The sequence below is a fragment of the Chryseobacterium subflavum genome, assembly GCF_055762745.1.
In genome coordinates this window covers 644,109-660,871 of record NZ_JBVTMR010000003.1, presented here as the reverse complement: position 1 = coordinate 660,871, position 16,763 = coordinate 644,109, and the positions used below count along the sequence as shown (strand labels likewise).

The 16,763-nt window shown below is 34.9% G+C and carries 15 protein-coding genes; 7 read left to right on the top strand and 8 right to left on the bottom strand.

Translation table 11 applies throughout. The features are described 5' to 3' along the window. Nucleotides 1-12: 12 nt before the first annotated feature. Nucleotides 13-903, bottom strand: coding sequence for a mechanosensitive ion channel family protein (locus AC0INN_RS16525; RefSeq protein WP_273649401.1), 891 nt, complete (start codon nt 901-903; stop codon nt 13-15). A 97-nt stretch (nt 904-1,000) separates the two neighbouring features. On the opposite strand from AC0INN_RS16525, the gene AC0INN_RS16520 reads away from it, so the two are divergent. After that, nucleotides 1,001-1,636 (top strand): peroxiredoxin, encoded by a 636-nt coding sequence (locus AC0INN_RS16520; protein ID WP_172280423.1) that lies wholly within the window; start codon nt 1,001-1,003, stop codon nt 1,634-1,636. Nucleotides 1,637-1,738: 102 nt separating this feature from the next. Here AC0INN_RS16520 and AC0INN_RS16515 read toward each other — a convergent pair whose 3' ends face one another. From AC0INN_RS16515 to AC0INN_RS16505, 3 genes are all read right to left on the bottom strand, one after another. Then, nucleotides 1,739-2,332 carry a hypothetical protein gene (locus tag AC0INN_RS16515; protein WP_172280422.1) on the bottom strand — a complete coding sequence of 198 codons (594 nt, stop codon included), beginning with the start codon at nt 2,330-2,332 and terminating at the stop codon, nt 1,739-1,741. A gap of 161 nt (nt 2,333-2,493) precedes the next feature. After that, nucleotides 2,494-3,009 carry a hypothetical protein gene (locus AC0INN_RS16510; protein ID WP_273649398.1) on the bottom strand — a complete coding sequence of 172 codons (516 nt, stop codon included), beginning with the start codon at nt 3,007-3,009 and terminating at the stop codon, nt 2,494-2,496. Nucleotides 3,010-3,106: 97 nt separating this feature from the next. Beyond that, nucleotides 3,107-5,299, bottom strand: a complete 2,193-nt coding sequence (locus AC0INN_RS16505; protein WP_273649396.1) for a TonB-dependent siderophore receptor — start codon at nt 5,297-5,299, stop codon at nt 3,107-3,109. Between the two features lie 181 nt (nt 5,300-5,480). On the opposite strand from AC0INN_RS16505, the gene AC0INN_RS16500 reads away from it, so the two are divergent. After that, nucleotides 5,481-6,536 carry a Gfo/Idh/MocA family oxidoreductase gene (locus tag AC0INN_RS16500; protein ID WP_273649394.1) on the top strand — a complete coding sequence of 352 codons (1,056 nt, stop codon included), beginning with the start codon at nt 5,481-5,483 and terminating at the stop codon, nt 6,534-6,536. Between the two features lie 105 nt (nt 6,537-6,641). On the opposite strand, the gene AC0INN_RS16495 is transcribed toward AC0INN_RS16500, so the two are convergent. The 3 genes from AC0INN_RS16495 to AC0INN_RS16485 form a co-directional block, all read right to left on the bottom strand. Beyond that, nucleotides 6,642-8,534: an ABC-F family ATP-binding cassette domain-containing protein gene (locus AC0INN_RS16495; protein WP_172280415.1), complete on the bottom strand. Its 1,893-nt coding sequence runs from the start codon at nt 8,532-8,534 to the stop codon at nt 6,642-6,644. Between the two features lie 113 nt (nt 8,535-8,647). Then, nucleotides 8,648-9,370: an SIP domain-containing protein gene (locus tag AC0INN_RS16490; protein WP_306614121.1), complete on the bottom strand. Its 723-nt coding sequence runs from the start codon at nt 9,368-9,370 to the stop codon at nt 8,648-8,650. An 89-nt stretch (nt 9,371-9,459) separates the two neighbouring features. Further along, a complete protein-coding gene (locus AC0INN_RS16485) occupies nt 9,460-10,326 on the bottom strand; it encodes a helix-turn-helix domain-containing protein (protein WP_306614119.1) in 867 nt (288 codons plus the stop codon). Nucleotides 10,327-10,474: 148 nt separating this feature from the next. Here AC0INN_RS16485 and AC0INN_RS16480 point away from each other — a divergent pair, with 148 nt between their 5' ends. Then, nucleotides 10,475-12,115, top strand: coding sequence for an alpha/beta fold hydrolase (locus AC0INN_RS16480; RefSeq protein WP_306614117.1), 1,641 nt, complete (start codon nt 10,475-10,477; stop codon nt 12,113-12,115). Here the strand turns inward: AC0INN_RS16480 and AC0INN_RS16475 are convergent, their stop codons facing one another. Further along, nucleotides 12,116-12,979 (bottom strand): glycoside hydrolase family 25 protein, encoded by an 864-nt coding sequence (locus tag AC0INN_RS16475; protein WP_172280408.1) that lies wholly within the window; start codon nt 12,977-12,979, stop codon nt 12,116-12,118. It abuts the gene before it with no gap. 65 nt (nt 12,980-13,044) lie between these two features. On the opposite strand from AC0INN_RS16475, the gene AC0INN_RS16470 reads away from it, so the two are divergent. The 4 genes from AC0INN_RS16470 (at nt 13,045) to AC0INN_RS16455 (ending at nt 16,762) form a co-directional block, all read left to right on the top strand. Beyond that, complete coding sequence (locus tag AC0INN_RS16470) at nt 13,045-14,307, top strand: NAD(P)/FAD-dependent oxidoreductase (RefSeq protein ID WP_306614114.1); 1,263 nt, start codon at nt 13,045-13,047, stop codon at nt 14,305-14,307. Beyond that, nucleotides 14,304-14,975 carry a tRNA (guanosine(37)-N1)-methyltransferase TrmD gene (trmD, locus tag AC0INN_RS16465; RefSeq protein ID WP_273649377.1) on the top strand — a complete coding sequence of 224 codons (672 nt, stop codon included), beginning with the start codon at nt 14,304-14,306 and terminating at the stop codon, nt 14,973-14,975. The genes AC0INN_RS16470 and trmD overlap by 4 nt, the downstream gene beginning before the upstream one ends. 346 nt (nt 14,976-15,321) lie before the next feature. Next, nucleotides 15,322-16,260 carry an endonuclease/exonuclease/phosphatase family protein gene (locus tag AC0INN_RS16460; RefSeq protein ID WP_273649376.1) on the top strand — a complete coding sequence of 313 codons (939 nt, stop codon included), beginning with the start codon at nt 15,322-15,324 and terminating at the stop codon, nt 16,258-16,260. Nucleotides 16,261-16,291: 31 nt separating this feature from the next. Further along, nucleotides 16,292-16,762 carry an Lrp/AsnC ligand binding domain-containing protein gene (locus AC0INN_RS16455; protein WP_172280401.1) on the top strand — a complete coding sequence of 157 codons (471 nt, stop codon included), beginning with the start codon at nt 16,292-16,294 and terminating at the stop codon, nt 16,760-16,762. The last annotated feature ends 1 nt before the right edge of the window (nt 16,763 follow it).

The following is a 16,763-nucleotide window of genomic DNA, read 5'->3' as shown; positions in this document are numbered from 1 at the left end:
TTTTTTTATTTTCTATTTGTCCTGATTTGATGTAGGACTGCTATTGCTTTCTCCTCCTGTAATATTGATGCTGGTCGGGGTTACTAACAGGATGTTATCCGAATCAAGACGTTGCTTGATCTTCATATATGCATCACTCTTTACGCGGGTAATGTTGGCTCCGATGGTCATCCAGAATTTAGCCTGTAAATTGAATATGCCTTGTTTAAGATCGGTAAATACAACCTCAGCAGTATCCAGTTTGTCCACATATTCTAATCCTTTTATTACTTCCAGAATTCCCATTTGCGCCTTGTTGATATCTTCATCAGCCGGAATTTCAAAATTTAGGATTATTCTTCTCTGCGGAGAAGCAGTGATATTTGAAAAAGGAGAATTAAAAATGACCTGATTGGGAATATAAACCTTTTTACCGTCATCGGTTATAATCTTTGTTGTCAGAAAACCAATTTCCTGTACTGTCCCTGAGTTATTCCCGATAGATACATAATCACCTACTTTAAAGGCTTTATCGATTCCGATAAGCATTCCTGAAAATATACTGGACACCAGATCCTTTAAAGCAACCCCGGCGATAACCCCCGCAACTCCCAGACTTCCGATGAATTTCCATAGAAAACTGCTGAAACCCATTATTTCTAATGCAATAAAACTACCCATTAGCATAATGATAAACCGGAATACGGCCAGTAAAGTTACCAATGAACTTTCTTTTTCACTTTTAGGAAATAATTTATGAAAGAGCTTTACGGCAAGTTTACTTAAATATTTACTTGAAAATAGGAAGAAAGAAAAAACCAGTATGCCCACAATCAATTTAGGGGTCAGTTCTGCAAATTTTAAATACCAGCTTTGTAGAACTCTGTAGACCACTTCAACATAGCTTAAACCAATTTTCTCCATGTATTAATTTTTTTTAATTTAATATGTAATTTTTCATCAAAAATTTTGCCAGTTTCAAAAAGTCTACTAAATTTGTAGACTAATAAACGATAATGTTATGTCAATCAAACTAGGAGATACCGCACCCAATTTTCAGGCAGAAACTACTGCCGGTGATCTTGACTTTTATAATTATCTGGGAGATTCCTGGGGGATTTTATTCTCGCATCCTGCAGATTATACTCCGGTTTGCACTACGGAGCTTGGCTTTACATCAAAGCTAAAGTCCGAATTTGAGGCAAGGAAAACCAAAGTAATTGCATTGAGTGTAGATGGAGTAGAAGACCATCAGAACTGGATCCGGGATATTAATGAAACTCAAAATACGGATGTGCAATTTCCTATTATTGCAGATAAAGACAGGAAAATTTCGGAATTGTATGATTTCATCCATCCTAATGCTTCAGCAACTGCAACCGTACGCTCTTTGCTTATCATTGATCCGGATAAAAAAGTACGTTTGATTATAACTTATCCTGCTTCTACGGGAAGGAATTTTAATGAAATTATAAGGGTTCTTGACTCTCTTCAATTGGTGGATTCCCATAAAGTGGCTACCCCTGTAAACTGGAAAAATGGAGAAGATGTTATTATTCCACCGTCTATATCAACAGAAGAAGCCCGGGAAATTTTTCCTAAAGGCGTTACAGAAATAAAGCCGTATTTAAGATATACGCCTCAACCGAATACATGATTTATTTGATTTTTTATAGTTTAGTTTTAATTTGTACGAAAAGCGCCTCGAAATTATTCGAGGTGCTTTTATCTTTTTTAAGAAAAATAATTTTCTTAACGACTAGTTTTTAACGTCGTTTATGATTTGTTTTCCTTTAGATGTAGGTAAGAAAATGCTAAATCCTACGTTGAAGGTAAGGGTAGAAGTTAAACCGTTTTTACCGAAACCTGCAACACCATTGTATTTAACAAGTCCTTCAACACCGATGTTAGGTGTGATGAAGTAAGAGTATCCCGGACCTGCACCGAAATCTAACCCAGTGGTAGAGTTTCCTCCTTCGGTAGACGTTCCTCCAATACCAACGTTACCTTCGAAGAACCAACGTCCGTGATGTAAAAGATTATCTATACCTTTTTCACCTGGTGATACATAGTAACGACCTAAAGCCCCTACTTTGTACACAAAGTTTGTTGGTGATCCTTTTGCAACTTTGTTAAATCCTAAATCAACATATCCTCCAAGTGCTACGTTATCTTCAATGAAATAAGCCGCTTTCGGTTGTAAAGAGATGTTATATCCTCCTCCCGTATTAAGACCAAAATTACTAGCTACAATACTACTACCAACCATCCAGTTACCTTTTTGAATCTGAGCATTGGCTGTTGTTGTTAATCCTGCTACCGCTACTATTCCTGCTAAAATTAGTTTTTTCATAATTTATAATTTTAATAATTAATGCTTATTTATTCTATGGGTGGTGAAAATCAATAAATGTGCCATAGTACTCATTTTTAGCTAATTTTACTAAAATAATGTTAAATTAAGAAAAATGAAAATCAAATTAATTTCCTTGTTTTATTGAATAAAATATAATTTTAGACAAGAAGTAATATAATGGAAACAACCAGTCCTAGAGCAGTAAAAAGCATTCCGCGTTTGAATGCTTTTGTTTTTGGATTAAACATCCAGAAGCTTGAGATCACAAAGAAGAATAGGGCAATTCCAAAAAAAGTGTTAAGAGGTGATAGTGTCTCTTTTGACTGGGATTTATGAAGTTTTGTCATTTTATCCAGGACAAATGGCAGCTCTTTTTTTACGTATTTTGCCTCCCCGGTTGTCAGGTTATAGGCTCCCTGTTTGAAATATGCGATGTTTCCGATTCTATTTTCGATTTCTAAGTTTTTAATTTTTAATTCTTTTCCCAATTCCTTTTCAGAAAGGTTTTTAGCTACAATTTTGTCGTAATTTTTCTCCTTTTTTAAAAAGCCTGTATCCCTGTAAACCAGCAATACACCGCTTATCGCATAAACAGCCATAATTCCCGCAAGGAAGTATCCTAAGTAACGATGCGTAATCCTCATGAAACTTCTGGTATCTTTTATTTTATCCATATTTTATTGTTTTGCTTTTATTTTTTTTAATTTCAAAAGTGGAAACTGCAAAAATGCAGTTCCCACTTTTATTGAAAGAATTTTTATATTAAGAATTCTAGAGTCTGTAAGTCAACGTAAAATAATAGTTTCTAGGTGTGATCGGATTCACTGAATAATTCTCATGAACATTGTAGTTTATGACATCAAACAGGTTGCCCACTTTACCCTGAATAGAGAACTTATTCCAACTGTAACCGACACTTATATCAACCGTCGTGAATCCGTTGATATCAATCATTCTTGTTTGTTGTAATTGCCCTTTTACATCATTCCAGCCTGCTTGTCTTTTTCCGGTATAGAATGCTGTAGCTCCTAGCTTCAGGCCTTTTGCAAAATCCGTGAAGGTATAAAAAATAGACGCATTTGCTGTAAGGGCAGGAGTTCTTACCAATCTTTGATCTTCAACAAATCCGTTATCTGGAGTTTTTGTATACACAGTATTATTGTAAGAAATACCTCCTATTAAAGACAGGTATTTTGTTGGGTTTCCTGTGATATCCAATTCAACACCTCTACTTCTTATATTGCCGGCATATACTTTATATAATGCCACCTTATTATCTGCAAGATATGGAGATGTGTAAGCATCCCTGTTATTTATTTGATAAGCTGTTAAGTTTACAGCGATAGCATTGTTCCATAAATTTTTCTTAACCCCTACTTCGTATTGATCAATTGTTGATGCTTTTAAAGATAGATTGTTTACATCAAACCCTGAATTAGGTGAGAATGAATTAGTATACGTTGCAAAAACAGATAAATTATCATTAGGATTATAGATTAATCCTACTTTTGGCGATAAGGCATGAGCTTGTAAACCGCTGTTTACTGTAGGCGTTTCTGTTCCTTTTAAGAAATCTTTTACTTCTGTATCTTCATTTTTTAAATAAGACCATCTTATTCCTGCCAATACTTTAAACTCTTTGCTAAGGCTGATCAAGTCTTGTGCATAAAGACCAAATCTTTTCGTTGCTATTCTGTTTCTTGATGATCTATAAGTTTCAGGCATAACACCTTCATTAGACCATGTGGAAGAATTATTTAAATATAATGTTCCATAGTTAATGCTCGTAGGATTAGTAAAGTTGTAAGCATAAGTATCAGCTAAACCATAGTCTCCATCTGCTCCAAATAGAACCTTATGGATAATATTTCCGGTTTTAAATTCTCCATTTAGGTTAACTTGTAATGAAGTATAATTTTGTTCAGTATAATTTCTTCCCAAAGTTCTGTTCCAGGATGGGTCAAAATTTCCTTTTGCGGATTCATACTGCCATTGAATTCTTTCTGTTGAAAAATAATCTTTTGTATAATTCTGGTAAGAAGCAACTGCATTTAGACTCCATTTACTGTTCAATTGATGGTTTAAAACAACGTCTGTAGTGGCTTGTTGGTTGGTTTGATATTGCCAGTTGGCACCTAAAAAACTCCTGCGGTCAACTTCAGTAGCTAACCTGGATATTCCAGTGGTTTTATCAGTAACACTTCCAATTCCAAAATCAGGAGTGAAATTATGATATAAATAATCACCCTCTACAATTAGTTGTGTGTTTTCACTCAAATTAAAAACAAAAGACGGGTTGAAATAATGCTTTTTAGATTCTACCATATCTCTGAAACTTTCGGCATATTCATAAGTTCCATTGACTCTGAAGGCTACCTTTTGGCTTAAAGGTCCATAAATGTCAAATACAGGTTTATAAGAATTCCAGCTTCCACCGTTTAATCCGACAGATCCACCAAATTCAAATCTTGGTTTTTTAGTTATAAGGTTTACAATTCCACCTGGCCCTACATTACCATATAACATAGCATTTGCACCTTTTAAAACTTCAACTCTTTCAAGTCCACTTACTTCAGGAAAAACTCCACTGTTTACTCTTGCTCCATTTTTGAAGATATTATCATTTCCAAATATAAAACCTCTTCCTCCAAAGCTATCCTGAGATCCTCCTCTTGCAGATGTCAAATAAATACCATTCACATTTTTAATAACATCACTTAGCTGCTTTGCTTGTTGCTGCTCAATAATTTCATGAGTTACAATAGCTATGGGCTGAGGGTTTTCCATTACTGTCAGGTTTGATTTTGTAGATAATGTTCTTGCCTGGTTAGGATTTCCTGTTTTATGAAGATTGATGTCCTCAATGGTTTGAATTCTGATGGTATCTGCTTCAGCATTTTTCATCTGTGAACTCACTGAAACAGCAGTAAATAGAAGACCTAAAGAAAGTAATTGTCTTTTCATTTTATTTTTATATAGAACAGTTTTAAATAAGCCGCAAATGTAAGTATTTGTTTAGAATAGATAAAAATAGTTTTATGATTTTAATCATATTTTCCGACTTGGTGAGATGGATTATTTCTATAGTTCCTTTAGATAGGGGAATAGAGAAGTTTTTATGAATATATTTGTTAAAAATTATAATATGCAATTGGTAAAAGCAGGGCTTTGTGCCTTTGGAATGAGTGGAAAAATTTTCCATGCACCCTTTTTGAAGGAGCATCCGGGATTTTTTATTGCTGCTGTGGTTGAAAGAAGTAAAGAAGAGTCTAAGGATCAATATCCGGAAGTAACCATTTACCGTTCAGTAGAAGAAATGCTTCAGCATGCAGATGTAGAGCTGGTCATTATCAATACACCGGTTCAGACACATTATGAATATGCCAAAAAAGCATTGGAAGCGGGTAAGAACATTATTGTGGAAAAACCTTTTACCGTAAATGTTTCTGAAGCGGAAGAACTGGTACAGCTGGCTGAAGAAAAAGGACTGTTTCTTAGTGTATACCAAAACCGAAGATTCGACCGGGATTTTTTACAGGTTCAAAAAATTCTGGATGAAGGAAAATTAGGAAACATTAAAGAGGTTGAGATTCGTTTTGACCGGTTCCGCACTACACCCAGCGGAAAAAAACATAAAGAAAGTCCCGATCAATTGGGAGCCGGGTCACTTCATGATTTAGGAGCTCATTTGGTAGATCAGGCTGTACAATATTTTGGATATCCTGAAAAACTTTTTGCAGATGTATTTTCTATGAAAGGATCGACGTTTGCCAACGATTATTTTGAGATTCTGTTATTTTATAAAGACGCTTTGAGAGTAAGGCTTAAATCTTCTGTTTTCAGTAAAGAAGGCCATTATGCCTATACCATTCATGGAGACCGGGGAACTTTCCTGCAGGAGAGAACCGATAATCAGGAAAATGAATTGGTAGCAGGCGCTACCCCCACATACGGAAAAGACTGGACACAGCCTTTGAAAGAAGCGGATGGAATTTTAAACTTTTTGAATGATCGTTCAGAAACAGAAAGAGTGCTTACCTCAAGTGAAGCTGGAGATTATATGAATTACTATCAGCAGATTTACGAACATATCGTGTTTGGATATGGATTGCCATCTCCTGGAAAAGAAGTCATTCAGAATATGAAAATCATTGATGCTTCTTTAGAAAGTGCAAAAGAAGAAAAAGTAATTAAACTATAAAGATCAATTGTGAATGAGTTCAGAGTTTATGGTTGATATTCTTTAACACTAAAATTATCCTACTCTCTAACTCTTTGAACTCATTCATAACTCATCGTTTTTATTTTAAAGGAGCTCCTGAAGTTCCAGCCATCTCATTTCATGGTTTTCCAGTTTTTCTGAAACCGTTTCCAACTCTGAAGAAAGTTTAGCTATTTTCTCATAATCTACTTCATTGTTAAGTTTGTCCAGAATTTTGGAGCGCTGTTCTTCAAGTTCAGGCATTTCTTTTTCAATCGTGTCAAGTTCCCTCTGCTCTTTGAAACTTAATTTTCGTTTCGTACTGGAAGGTGGTGTATTTTCCACTACAGGAACAGTTTCCTTAACCGGCTCAGTCTTTACAGCTGTATTTTTTTCTAATGCTTCCTCGCGACTTCTGGCTTCCCTGTATTCTGAGAAGGTCCCTACAAAATCTCTGATTTTTCCATTGCCTTCAAAAGCCAAAACATGATCTACAATTCTGTCCATGAAATATCTGTCGTGGGAAACTATAATCAAAGATCCCTGGAACTGTTGAAGGAAGTTTTCAAGGACTGTTAATGTTGGAAGATCAAGATCATTCGTAGGCTCATCAAAAATCAAAAAATTAGGATTCTGATACAGGATATACATCAGGTGCAATCTTCTTTTTTCCCCACCGGATAATTTTGAAATAGGAGAATATTGCGTTTGATCATCAAATAAAAACAACCTTAAAAACTGGGATGCCGAAAGACTTTTTCCGTTGGCTAAAGGATAGAACTCGGCAATTTCTTTAATAAAGTCAATGACTCTCTCATCTTCTTTGTAAGTGAGCCCTTTTTGCGAAAAATAACCAAAAGAAATGGTTTCCCCTGTTTCTATTTCTCCTTTATCTGCTTTTTCAAGCCCCTGGATAATATTTAAAAGAGTAGATTTTCCCGCTCCGTTTTTACCTACGATTCCAACTTTCTCCCCACGTTGGAAAGAATAGCTAAAATCTTTTAGTAAAACCTTCTCACCAAAACTTTTATCTATATTCTTTAATTCTAGAATTTTATTCCCAAGGCGTTTCATTTCAAAATCCAATTCCAGACCTTGTTTTGAAGTGTCTGTTTTTGCTACTTTTTCGGTTTCGTAAAAAGCATCAATTCTGCTTTTAGATTTCGTGGTTCTTGCCTTAGGCTGTCTTCGCATCCACTCCAGCTCTTTTCTGTAAAGATTATTAGCCTTGTCAATGGTAGCATTAAGATTATCCTCTCTGATCATCTTATTTTCCAGATAGGTAGCATAAGAACCATTATGGAAATAAAGGTTTCCGTCTTCCATCTCCCAGATAATACCGCAGACACTATCAAGGAAATAACGGTCGTGGGTTACGAGCAGTAAAGTAATCTTGGCTTTATTAAGATAATTTTCAAGCCACTCTACCATTTCTACATCCAAATGGTTGGTTGGCTCGTCCATTATCAGTAATGTATGACGATGTTCTGCTCTGGTTTCCGTTAAAAGCTTGGCCAGTGCAACGCGCTTGATCTGTCCTCCGGAAAGTGTTCCCATCCTGGCTTCGAGATTTGTGATCTTAAGTTGGGAAAGGATTTGTTTCATCTCATTTTCCAGATCCCAGGCTTTATGGGCCTCCATATCCGCAAGAGCCTTTTCGATAAAATCAAGGTCCGTTGAGTGGAGTGACTGATGATAATTTTTAAGCGCTGTAATGGGAGCTGAATCAAGGGTCATCATGAATTCCTCAATGGTAAGTTTCGGATCATAATCAATTTCCTGGTCAAATAAAACAACCTGTATATCTTTATTGATAATTACATTTCCACTATCTGCAATTTCTTTTCCCATAAGGATCTTGAGCAGGGTAGATTTTCCACTTCCGTTTTTAGCAACAATGGCTATTTTGTCTCCTTCATTAATATTGAAAGAAATATTTTTGAATAAAACTTTTAGTCCGTAAGATTTGGTAAGGTTTTCAGCAGCAACGTAATTCATTTCTATAAAGATTTCGTAGCGCGAAAATACGAAATATTGAAGGTTTTACCGGATAAAATATTTTCTTTGGTTTTTTGAATGAGGTAAAGGGCTGACAGATTTTGTTTGCTAATTTATAATCCTTTTTTACCTTCGATCCAATAAGCCTGTGATCTTAAATTGGTGGAATGAACACCTTTTTCTTTCAGATATCTGCGTAAAAAGGACATCGTTTTTCCGTTTCCTGTCAAATAAAACGTGACTTCTTGGTTTTCAATGGCTTTTCGCTCTTCGTGGAGAAATTCATTGATTTGATTTAATATTGCCATCCAGTTGTTTTTAGAAGTATAGTAGCCGTATAAATCAAGTTTTTCAAGGCTTAAAGGATCTTCAAGCTCATGCAGGCAAACAAAGGATTTTGAAGTTTTTTCTGCGGCCTCCCGGATGGCAATTGAACTTCCCAGGGAAGTCTCATCTCCGATTGAAAAATGAATTTTAGCCTCATGATCAAAGAATCTTTTTCCACGCGGTATAATCATTTTAATAGAATCCCCGGCTGTCAGTTGGTTGATGAAGTGACATCCTGCAGCTTGGGTGTCATGTACATGGAAAAGGATATCAAAATTTCCTTTTTCTTTATCAAAATGAAAAGGGGAATAGTTTCTGAAATCCCGGTCATTGATACGGAAGCCTACCGCATATGCAGGCTCAAAGTAAACATCTGAAAGGTCGGTTTCAAAAGTTATCTGTTTAAGATCATCTGAAATATAGGTAGCTTTTGTAACGGTACAGTCTTTAAATTTTGATGGTAATAGATTTTCAACAGCGTCGTTGATCCATTTTGGTAAACTAGACATAATGATATTTTATTGCAAAGGAAGCTGCAAATGACAAAAATATCAATGGCCATTTTATGGAATTGATTGGACTATTCGTGGTTTACGAATTACTTTTTGCTTTTATTACGGAAAGATAATGGAGAGACTCCTTCCGATCTGGAAAAGAGACGTGAAAAGTAAGTATGATCATTATATCCCAGCTGATAGGCTATTTCTTTAACCGTGCAATTGGTGAAAAACAATAATCTTTTAGCTTCTATCAAAACTTCCTGTTGAATCCAGTATGATGGAGATTTTCCTGTTGCCTTGCTGATTACCTCAGTTAAATATCCTGGTGAAATGTTCATGATTTCTGCATACCCAGATGCGCTTTTCTGTGTAATAAAATTTTTTCTTACCAGGATCCTGAATTGTCTGGCCAACTCTAATGTTCTGTTTTCTTTTTGTTTTTTATGAGAGCTTTCATTCAGAAAGTGAGAAGCAAACATTCCGGTATAAGCATTAAGCAAAGATTTTATGATAAAGAAATTTTCTTTTGTGGCCATCATCTCTTCTGTGCATGATTCAAAAAGAACCTGAGCCAATTTGTTGAATTTTTCAGACTCGGAATTGCTTACAGGTAAAGGCATAATATCCACGAGATATTCTTCAAAAGCTGAGCGGACAAAGTCAGGAACCAGGTCAACGTTTAAAGCAATGAACCATCCACAAGCATTATTCATAAGAAGGCCCTGATGGACCTGACCAGGTAAAACACAGTAAATATGTCCGTTTTTAGCCTCAATGATTTTAAAATCCACCATCATTTTTACATATCCGGTTTGGAGAAATGTAAAGATATAATGACTATCCCTGTGGATTCCTTTATCTAAAAGATTATCCTCCGAACTGTTGATTCGGTCCGTGATTCTTTCCACAATAAAACCATGATCGGAGATCGTACTGAGATCGTAGGTGGGAATTGTCTGTCTCATGTTGAATTATAAAATAAAAGCTCTACGGTCTTACTGTGATAGCTTATCGTATTGCTTTTGAAAAATTTAACTAAACAAAGATAAAATTTAATAAAATGTTATGAGCTTTTAATCCTGTAAATAAAGATTTTTGTGTCAAACCTTTACCATGAAAAAACTTAATTCCTTATTGTTCCTATTCTGTGTGGTGTTTGCTAATGCCCAGATAATTTCAGGAACTGTCCTTTCGAGAGATGAAAACCGGCCTATTCCTTATGTTAAAATAGGAGTTGAAAAAGAAAATATAGGTGTAATTTCCGATGAGAAAGGTAATTTTTCTATTGACCTTTCCAAGGCGAATACTTCAGGAAAGATAAGGATAGAAGTTCCGGGATATGATAGTTATATAGTAGGTTTTCAGGATTTTATAAAAAACAGTACACAAAAGATTTTTTTAAAGGAAAAAGTACAGCATATCCGGGAAGTGAAATTGTCCCCTAAAAAGTTAGTAGATAAAAACTGGAGTGTCAATACAAAGACGAAAAGTGTTATGTACTCTGTAAATCCACAATTTAAAAAGGAAGACTTTTTGGGTGAAACAGCATTGGAATTTAATGCAAACAAAAGATCAAAAATAAAGAATATCAACCTGAATATTGCAAGCTATGTTTCCGACAGGCCCGTGTTAATGCGTTACAGTATTTATAGTGAAAAGAATGGTTTTCCGGACAAGAACATCCTCAATGAAGAGATTACAGTAAAGCTTACAGAAGATATGATACAATCCGGAACATATACATTGAGTGTTGATGATCGTAATATTTGGGTACAGGGTAAATTTTTTATAGGAATTCAGTTTTTACAGGAGTTTAACGGTAAAGTGAATATCAGTGCAGCTCTCTTCAGAACAGGCTTCCTGAGGAAGTTTTACGGGGAATGGCAAAAAGTAACCTTAGCTGCTCCTGCGATAAATATCGATGTAAAAGTAGATAAAACAGGAAAAAACATGGAAGAACAATTGGAGGATGAGAGTCTTGCTGATCTGATTCCCGACCTTAGCAAATATTTTGGTGAGGCAGATCAATCAGGTTATGGTAAAAATCAGGACATAGGTAAAATAGTTAAAGTGAAAAATGCAGATTTATACTATGAGGTATATGGTGAAGGAGAACCACTGGTACTGCTGCATGGAAATTCAGGAAGTATTAAAGATTTTTATCAGCAGATTCCTGTTCTTTCCAAACATTACAAGGTTATTGCTTTAGATACAAGAGGTCAGGGAAAAAGTACAGATTCATCGAAAAAAGATTTGACTTATTCGGGATTTGCCGATGACCTTAAAGCGGTGATTGATTATTTAGGACTTGAAAAGATACATATAGCAGGCTGGAGTGATGGCGGGAATACAGCCCTGGAGTTTGTTCTGAAATACCCTGAACGGGTGAACAAATTAGTGATTATCGGAGCTAACATTCAGCCTGACGGTGTAGATAAGCGTCTTGTAGACCATATGAAAACAGAACTTCAGGTTTTAGAAATTGAAAATAACCCTCAAAAGTTTAATCAGACCAGGATTTTAAAGATTATGCTCAAGGAACCTAACATCAGTACAGGATCTTTACATAAAATCCATAATCCCGTGTTGGTTATAGCGGGTGAAAATGATGTGATAAAAAAAGACCATACCGAATTGATCGCCAGAGAAATTCCGAATGCAAAACTAAGGATATACAAAAATGCAACCCATTTTGTGCCGTTTGAAGAAGCTCAACAGCTGAATGAAGATATGATGAAGTTTTTGGGGAAATAATTAATCCAATGTCATTCTTTTCAAAGACCAGGAACTACCATTGTACATATCAAGGTCAACTTTAGTATTGATTCCGTGGACGATTCCGTTTTCAGTAAATTGCCAGAAATCCCAAGCGTCATCAGGAGACGGAGTGGGTACATCATTATAATTTGCCAGCCACAGAGGATATCCGTCGAATTCACCTTTCAGAAAATCTTTATAATAATGGTAGTAAGTATAGATAATGGGTTTTGTACCGTATGTCTCTTCTATGATTTTACACCATACCTTAAGGTCTTCAACCAGTTTTTTATTGGTTTTTCGTTTTGGAATTTTTTCAATGTCCAGAATAGGAGGGAGGTCTCCGGTTTCCAGCTTTACATTGGCAAGAAAGTTATTAGCCTGAATAATAGGGTCTTCATCTGCTCTGTAAAAGTGATATGCGCCTCTTATAAGCTCATGCTTTTTGGCCTGGGACCAGAATTCATCAAAATGTTTATCAGCATTTTTATTTCCCATGGTAGCCCTCATAACCACAAATTCCAACGGAATGGTTTTGTTTCCAATGCTTAAACTATCCCATTTGATATCTTCTTTATTTTGATAATGGGAAATATCGAATCCGTATGTTTTATCGAGATTATCAGTGAGGATTTTTTGAATTCTCAGAGTTTCCTTTTCATTATTATGAAGCTTTTTATGGGTAAACTTATTAAAGTACAAAGCATAATAGTAACTGATGGATTGTTTAAGGTAAAAACCTGTGCCAATAAGTGCTACGATAAGAATAGCCAATAAAATCTTTCGACGAAATAAATAGTTTTTCCGTCTTTTATTATGAATGTTTTTGGCCGCTTTTTTGGTGTACTTTTTTTTTGTCATAAAGTTTTGCAAAACTAACTTTTTAACAAGTAAAATGCTAAATAAAATCTGTAAATTTGTATACTATGGAAACACGCGAAAAGATCATCATCATCGGAGGAGGTTTTGCGGGGCTACAACTTGCGAAAACACTGAACAATAAAAATAAAAAAGTAATTGTTCTCGACAGGGTAAACCATCATATGTTTCAGCCGCTTTTTTATCAGGTAGCGTGTGGAAGGATTGAACCTTCCAATATTTCCTTTCCGTTCAGGAAAATTTTCCAGAGATCCAGAAATATTCAATTTCGTTTGACAGATGTTAAAGAGATCGATCCTTCTCAGAATAAAGTGATTACCGATGAAGCAGAGTTTCGTTATGATAAATTAATTATCGCAACCGGCTGTAAGACTAATTTCTTTGGGAATAAAGATCTGGAGGGTAAAGCTTTTGGAATGAAAAATACTCAGGAAGCGATTAGTATCAGAAATCATGTCTTAATGACTTTTGAGAAACTAATTCTTGAGAAAAGCAGAAGTGACGATGGAAACTGGAACATCGTTATTGTAGGTAGTGGTCCCACCGGTGTAGAACTGGCTGGAGCCTTTGCCGAAATGAAAAAAGAAATCCTGCCGAGGGATTATCCTTACATGAATTTTGACCAGCTTAAAATTATTCTGGTCAGTTCGACGGAAAAACCACTTGCCGTAATGAGTGACGAAGCTCAGAATAAATCTGAAAAATACCTTAAGGACCTGGGGGTAACTTTTCTAAGTGGAGAAGTTGTTACCGAATATAACGGAGATAAGGTAATGATGAAAAGTGGAAAAGAAATCCCTTCGAACAATGTGATCTGGGCTGCAGGTGTTACAGGAAATGTAGTAGAAGGATTTCCTGAAGAAAAATTAATCAGAAACAGATATATAGTAGATCGATATAACAGAGTTAAAGGATACGATAACATTTTTGCGATCGGAGATATTGCTTATATGGAAACGCCTAAATATCCGCATGGTCACCCTCAGGTTGCGAATGTAGCGATAAATCAGGCAAAAAATCTGGGTAAAAATCTTTTGAAAAGCAATGAAAGTGAGTGGAAAGAATACGAGTATAAAGATAAGGGTTCTTTGGCAACCATTGGAAAACATCGGGCAGTAGTAGATTTGCCATTTATTAAATTTCAGGGGTTCCTGGCATGGTATTTCTGGATGTTTTTACACTTAATGCTTATTTTAAGTGTAAGAAATAAGCTGGCGGTATTTTTTAATTGGATGTGGAGCTATTTTAATAAAGATTCGTCCCTGAGGCTCATTATCTCACCTACTAAGAAAAATGGAACATTACAATGAGAATTGATATTATAAGCGTACTTCCTGAGTTGATGGAAAGTCCATTTCAGACTTCTATTTTGAGAAGAGCAATGGAAAAAGGGTTAGTAGAAGTACATTTTCACCATCTGAGAGAATGGGCAATAAACAAGCACAGGCAAATCGATGATGAGCCTTATGGAGGAGGAGCCGGTATGGTAATGATGGTTGAGCCATTGGATAAATGCATCTCCCAACTTAAGTCAGAGAGAAGTTATGATGAGGTAATCTATCTTACCCCTGATGGGGTTACTCTTAATCAGAAAATTGCAAACTCCCTTTCTATAAAAAATAACCTGATTTTTATTTGCGGACATTATAAAGGAATCGATCAAAGAGTAAGAGATCTGCATGTTACCAAAGAGATTTCAATCGGAGATTATGTTCTAACCGGGGGAGAACTTGCGGCGTGTGTCTTGGCTGACTCTATCATCCGGCTGATTCCGGGAGTGCTTAACGATGAACAGAGTGCTTTAACGGATAGTTTTCAGGATGATCTTCTTTCACCTCCGATTTATACAAGACCGGAAAATTATAAAGGATTGGAGGTTCCTAAGGTTTTGTTAAGCGGGAATTTTAAGCAAATAGAAGAATGGAGACATGAAGAGGCCGTAAGAATAACAAAAGAGAAACGTCCTGACTTGCTATAATTTATTGATCATATTTTTAAATTTCGTCCTGTTTTTTTTCTTTTTTTGCAATTTCATATAAAAATGGAATAATAATTGCTATAGAAAGCAGAATAATAAAATAACAACTATTATGTTTTTATAGTTGTTTTTAATTAATATTAAGTATTATTTGCTGTTTTGATTTTGTTTTGTGCGATTTTAAAACGAATTTGTTAAAAGTTTTAATATATTATATTGATTTGATTAAACTGTTTGAAAAAAATTTCTTTTTAAGACAAAATCAAAACGAATATTTCGTAATTTAACCCGGAAAAAATTCGTAATTTCAAAATTAAAACTATTGATTGAATAGAAATATGTGTCGATGGAGCTTTTTACTTTTTATAATGTAGAAAATTTATTTTTACCGGACATAAAACCAATTCATAAATTAGATCCGACGAAATCGGGTTTGAGGAATTGGGATGAACGTAAATATAATAATAAGCTTTTCAAGATAGCAAATGTATTTCAATTGATCAAAGAAGAAAATGGGGTCTTACCATTTTTAATTGGTCTGTCCGAGGTTTCCGGAAGGAAAGTACTGGAAGATCTTGTGAAGATGGATCCTTTTCATTCTGAATTTGGAATTGTGCATTATAACTCCATGGATGAAAGAAAGGTAGATGTAGCCATGCTATATGATAAAAGCAAAATAGAAGTAATAGACTCGGAGGCTATTACATTCTTTTTTGAAATTAAAAATAAAAACACAGAATATTACGATACAACTAGAGATGTACTCTATTCAAAATTAAAATATAAAGGAGAGATTATTAATGTCTTTATCGCTCACCTTCCCTCAAAGAGAGAAAAAGATGTTAATAAGCCTAAGAGAGACTTTATATTAGCAGAAATTCGTAACAGAATTTTAAATATTGTGAATAGCAGCAATGAGCATGTTGTTTTGTGCGGCGATTTTAATGAAAATCCGGATGATGAAAATTTAACTAATATCCTTTATGATGATAATCATAATAAAATATTAGAAAATCCGTTTAATGAATTGTTTTCAACAGGAAATTTTTCTACTTTTCATTATAAATCTGGCTTATTGTTTGATCAGATTATATTGTCGAAGTCATTTTTCAATGATCAGAACAATATAGGATTGTCATTTCAAAGTGCCGAAATATTTAAATCTGAAAAGATAAGCAGCCGGAATAAACAATTTTCAGGTCGACCTTTCAGAACATATGCAGGTACGCGATATTTAGGTGGATATAGTGATCATTTTCCGGTTTTTGTAAAATTTAAAGAATAAAAAAAACATAAATAATAAAAAAAATTACAAGATGAAAAATTCAACAAATGCTAGCTATCATTTAGACTCAATCGACAAAGAAATTATCTACATGCTGATGGATAATGCTAAAACTTCTTTAGCCCATATCTCAAAACATGTAGGGATTTCGACAACTGCAGTGCACCAAAGAATCAAAAAGCTTGAGCACGCGGGAGTTATTGAGAATTCTATTTCATTTTTAAATCCAAAAAAAATAGGATATAAAGTTATTTCTTATATCGGAATCTTTTTGGATCAGCCTAGCCACTACCCAGATGTAGTAAAATCTTTAAAAGAAGTTAATGAAGTAGTAGAAGCTCATTACACCACAGGAAATTACACTATTTTCCTTAAAGTTCTTTGTAAAGACAACGACCACTTGATGCAGATCCTTAGTAAACTTCAAAAGTTAAAAGGAGTAACAAGAACCGAAACATTTATATCTCTGGAACAGGGAATAAGCAGACAACTGAAAGTATAAT

Excerpts from the sequence above, each read along its gene's own strand:
- AC0INN_RS16525 (WP_273649401.1), bottom strand. The coding sequence starts at position 903 with ATGGAGAAAATTGGTTTAAGCTATGTTGAAGTGGTCTACAGAGTTCTA.
- AC0INN_RS16520 (WP_172280423.1), top strand. The coding sequence starts at position 1,001 with ATGTCAATCAAACTAGGAGATACCGCACCCAATTTTCAGGCAGAAACT.
- AC0INN_RS16515 (WP_172280422.1), bottom strand. The coding sequence starts at position 2,332 with ATGAAAAAACTAATTTTAGCAGGAATAGTAGCGGTAGCAGGATTAACA.
- AC0INN_RS16510 (WP_273649398.1), bottom strand. The coding sequence starts at position 3,009 with ATGGATAAAATAAAAGATACCAGAAGTTTCATGAGGATTACGCATCGT.
- AC0INN_RS16505 (WP_273649396.1), bottom strand. The coding sequence starts at position 5,299 with ATGAAAAGACAATTACTTTCTTTAGGTCTTCTATTTACTGCTGTTTCA.
- AC0INN_RS16500 (WP_273649394.1), top strand. The coding sequence starts at position 5,481 with ATGCAATTGGTAAAAGCAGGGCTTTGTGCCTTTGGAATGAGTGGAAAA.
- AC0INN_RS16495 (WP_172280415.1), bottom strand. The coding sequence starts at position 8,534 with ATGAATTACGTTGCTGCTGAAAACCTTACCAAATCTTACGGACTAAAA.
- AC0INN_RS16490 (WP_306614121.1), bottom strand. The coding sequence starts at position 9,370 with ATGTCTAGTTTACCAAAATGGATCAACGACGCTGTTGAAAATCTATTA.
- AC0INN_RS16485 (WP_306614119.1), bottom strand. The coding sequence starts at position 10,326 with ATGAGACAGACAATTCCCACCTACGATCTCAGTACGATCTCCGATCAT.
- AC0INN_RS16480 (WP_306614117.1), top strand. The coding sequence starts at position 10,475 with ATGAAAAAACTTAATTCCTTATTGTTCCTATTCTGTGTGGTGTTTGCT.
- AC0INN_RS16475 (WP_172280408.1), bottom strand. The coding sequence starts at position 12,979 with ATGACAAAAAAAAAGTACACCAAAAAAGCGGCCAAAAACATTCATAAT.
- AC0INN_RS16470 (WP_306614114.1), top strand. The coding sequence starts at position 13,045 with ATGGAAACACGCGAAAAGATCATCATCATCGGAGGAGGTTTTGCGGGG.
- trmD (WP_273649377.1), top strand. The coding sequence starts at position 14,304 with ATGAGAATTGATATTATAAGCGTACTTCCTGAGTTGATGGAAAGTCCA.
- AC0INN_RS16460 (WP_273649376.1), top strand. The coding sequence starts at position 15,322 with ATGGAGCTTTTTACTTTTTATAATGTAGAAAATTTATTTTTACCGGAC.
- AC0INN_RS16455 (WP_172280401.1), top strand. The coding sequence starts at position 16,292 with ATGAAAAATTCAACAAATGCTAGCTATCATTTAGACTCAATCGACAAA.